Genomic DNA, 3,074 nt, shown 5'->3' with positions numbered 1-3,074 from the left:
GGAACGACGCGACGACATCCACGAAGCCTTCCTCGGCCTCGCCACCTGCCTCATCACCCACCGACACGTCCAACGCCTTTGTTAGGACCTCTTAGTGGTCCGCGGCTTCAGCTCCCAGTCCTACGCTGACGTCCTCCGTCACCGCGTCGCCCACGAGCAACGCGAAGCCCACCTTGCAGTGGTCGGCGACTTCGACTGCTCCGGCGAGGACATCGAGCGGGACTGGGCAGAGCGCACAGGCTGCTGGCGCTCGGTGACCCGAGTGCTGCTCACCTACGAGCAGATGCGCGCGTACGGGCTCCCGGCGACCGAGGGCAAGCGCGGCGACCCGAGCTGGCCGGCGCCTCCGCTTACGTGGACGGCCGACCACCGCTGGCGGCGGCGGATGGCACGCGCCTTCGATGACCTGGCCGGGGATCTCGCCAAGGGGAACTGGCCCCATCCCACCTGCACCGCCGAAGAGTTGGCCCTGCACCTGGCGGTCGAGGATGCTCCGATGTACCTGGAAGACCGGGAGGAGGGAGACGACCACAACTCTCTCCCGGAACACGAGGACGACTACAGCTGGGACAGCTGCTCCGATCTCCTGTTCCAGGACCACGACGTCCTGATGCTCTTCCACACAAAGTTCAGCGGGATCGAGGACCCGGAGAACCCCACGAACCAGTCCATGGGCGAAGGTGACCTCAGGGAAGCCGCCTGGTTCACCGCCTGCGATAACCGCAGCATTAGGGACCCCCGGCGCGGCTTCCGGAGGTAGGCCGCAACAGAGCCCCTCGCCTGGCCGACCGAGGAGCGGCAGCGCAAGGTTGGCCTGACATAGCTGCGCAGGTTGAGCGGGTTGGTGGCTGTGTTCACTCATTGAATCTGTGCAGGGTCTGGACTCGTCAGCAGCCGTCTGGCCTGTGGTGTTCGTTGATCCGGGTGTGATTGCGCAGATTCAATGGGTGCTGCGCAGTCTCACCTCACCGGTGACAGCAGGCGACAGTGTGGTCGCCGGTGGGGTGACAGGGTCAGGGGCGGAGCCCAGAGCTTAGCTATGACTGGAAATGAAGCATCCAGGTGGTTTGGGCAGGGCCGGGGTTGAGAGCGGGGCCCTGCGATTTGGTGGCCTGGATGTTGTGAAGTGGGGGTGCCTCCGGTCCGGTACACGAGGGTGTTTGGCCTGCTCTGTAAGCCGTAAGGGCGAAGGGCCGGCCGTCTATCATCGCGAGATGTTTGATTTCTCGCAGAGTTCTCCTGCTGATCTTCTTCAGGCTATGCAGCATGGCGCGGGCGGACTGTGGGAGGTGGAGGCAGCGGTCTGGCTTCTGGAACGGCATGGTGTGTGGCTTCACGATCTGCAGTTGCGGCCTTACATCGATGGAGGGGTCGGGGACGACGGGGTCGTGTGGGCCGGTCTGGATCCCAAGCGTGTGGGAGCCGCGATCGAGTCGGGTGAGCTCGGTGAATGGGGAGGTGAGGACCTCACGGTTCTGCGCTTCATCCTTAGTCTGTGGGGGGACTATCCCATCGGGTTGCGTTTCCTGTGCGTGAACCTTTCCGAGGAGGCCGTTGAGTTGATGGGGAAGGCCTTGCTTCTCGCAAATGGCTACGATCTGCGCTGACCCGGCGTGGAGCTGCATGGCTACCGATGAGGGTTCAACCGCCTCACGGGGCGCTCGACAGACCACCCGGGCATCCGCTTTCTTGCTGTCTCTGAGGGCTGCGGCCGACTGCCTGGAGCTGTCCATCCAGGCCCCTGCTGCCAATGCCCGCGGAGCGGGCGGGTCCTGGAGGCGGAGCCGGAAGACCCGGGTGGGGGAGCGGAGCGGCCCCACCCAACGGGTCGGTGACCCACGCCCCGTGAAACAGGGTCATTCAGCCCTGCGGAGTAGGGCGTTCGGGGTGGAGTGAAACGGAACCCCGAACCTGTCCGGAGCGAAGCGCAGGACTCCAGCTCGAAGGGCCGGCCTAGGACCGCGAAGCGGTCCGGCCACCGAGCGAGCCCTGTCGCGAGCGGGATTGTCTCGTCGGAGGGGTGGGAATGGGCAAGGGAGCCGAGCAGCGGGAGATCGAGCGGGCGCTGCGCGACAAGGCGATTGCAGGGGCGTCCACGCTGGAGATGCTCACCTGGTTGAGAGACGACCTGGAGGCCCGCATCAGCGATCCGGTCGACCGTGACGGGGCGATCGCCTTCTGCATGATCGTGACGTTCGGATCGGTCTTCGACCTCGGACTCACGTCCCGCCGGTTCATCGCCAGCTGGGACCGGTTCGGAGGTCTCATGAACGACGAGGAGCTGGTACGGAGACTGAGTCTGCTGACCCTGACGCCGGACGAGGAATCCCGGTCCTGCGACTGCGGCGGACACTGAGCCCCAGAGGGAACCCTGACCCTCCGCTGTTGGCGCCCGTGGAGGGGGCTGGCCCGGAGGGGGAAGCCGGAAGGCCTTCAGGGCGGGGGAGCGAAGCGGACGCCCAACGGGTTGTAGGCCTGGGACCTCGTGAAGCTGTGCGCTGGCCGATGATCAGGGTCGTCGGTAGACGGATAGGTCTACGTCGGGTTCGGGCATTCGGCTGAGAGTGACGTACACAGGGAAGTCTTCGGGCCCTACCTGCAGGTTGAGCCACTGGTCGAGATGGTGAATGGTGTATCGGTGCAGATACTGGATGAAGAGCTCCATCTCATCGTCCGACAGTGGCTCGTCGTGCCGCTCGTTGCGCATAGCCGCAGGGTAGGTGAATGGGGCAACCGGTGGGGTGGCGGGCTCCAGTGCTTGCCTCGGGCTAGACAGTGGTTCACCACCCCACCGAGAATGAGAGAGCTCGGCTGGCGAGCCCCGAGCTCCGGACCCGCCAATACCTCCGGACTGCCTGCTCGCCGCCCGCGGAGCGGGCTGGTCCTGGAGGCGGAGCCGGAAGGACCCGGGTGGGGAGCGGAGCGGACCCGCCCAACGGGCCGCAGGCCCGGACCCCGTGAAACGGAGTCACCCAGGCCTGCGGATCGAGCCGTTCGGGGTGGAGCAAAGCGGAACTCCGAACCGGTCCGGAGCGAAGCGCAGGACCCCGGCCCGAGGGGCCGACCTTAGGACC

Annotated in this window: 4 protein-coding genes; 3 read left to right on the top strand and 1 reads right to left on the bottom strand. The window is 66.0% G+C overall.

Annotated features, from left to right (window positions below):
- Positions 1–94: 94 nt before the first annotated feature.
- The 3 genes from ACFXGI_RS38525 (at position 95) to ACFXGI_RS38515 (ending at position 2,356) form a co-directional block, all read left to right on the top strand.
- Positions 95–760 carry a hypothetical protein gene (locus tag ACFXGI_RS38525; protein ID WP_384717709.1) on the top strand — a complete coding sequence of 222 codons (666 nt, stop codon included), beginning with the start codon at positions 95–97 and terminating at the stop codon, positions 758–760.
- Between the two features lie 454 nt (positions 761–1,214).
- Entirely contained in the window at positions 1,215–1,607 is a 393-nt protein-coding gene (locus ACFXGI_RS38520) for a hypothetical protein (RefSeq protein ID WP_384717706.1), read from the top strand.
- A gap of 419 nt (positions 1,608–2,026) precedes the next feature.
- Positions 2,027–2,356 (top strand): hypothetical protein, encoded by a 330-nt coding sequence (locus tag ACFXGI_RS38515; protein ID WP_384717704.1) that lies wholly within the window; start codon positions 2,027–2,029, stop codon positions 2,354–2,356.
- A 153-nt stretch (positions 2,357–2,509) separates the two neighbouring features.
- On the opposite strand, the gene ACFXGI_RS38510 is transcribed toward ACFXGI_RS38515, so the two are convergent.
- Positions 2,510–2,707 carry a hypothetical protein gene (locus ACFXGI_RS38510; RefSeq protein WP_384717701.1) on the bottom strand — a complete coding sequence of 66 codons (198 nt, stop codon included), beginning with the start codon at positions 2,705–2,707 and terminating at the stop codon, positions 2,510–2,512.
- Positions 2,708–3,074: the final 367 nt, after the last annotated feature.

The sequence above is a fragment of the Streptomyces sp. NPDC059355 genome (assembly GCF_042752335.1).
In the GTDB taxonomy this organism is placed as follows: Bacteria; Actinomycetota; Actinomycetes; order Streptomycetales; family Streptomycetaceae; genus Streptomyces.
The sequence above is the reverse complement of the archived record's forward strand: the minus strand, read 5'-3'. Positions and strand labels throughout refer to the sequence as shown.

Excerpts from the sequence above, each read along its gene's own strand:
- ACFXGI_RS38510 (WP_384717701.1), bottom strand. The coding sequence starts at position 2,707 with ATGCGCAACGAGCGGCACGACGAGCCACTGTCGGACGATGAGATGGAG.
- ACFXGI_RS38515 (WP_384717704.1), top strand. The coding sequence starts at position 2,027 with ATGGGCAAGGGAGCCGAGCAGCGGGAGATCGAGCGGGCGCTGCGCGAC.
- ACFXGI_RS38520 (WP_384717706.1), top strand. The coding sequence starts at position 1,215 with ATGTTTGATTTCTCGCAGAGTTCTCCTGCTGATCTTCTTCAGGCTATG.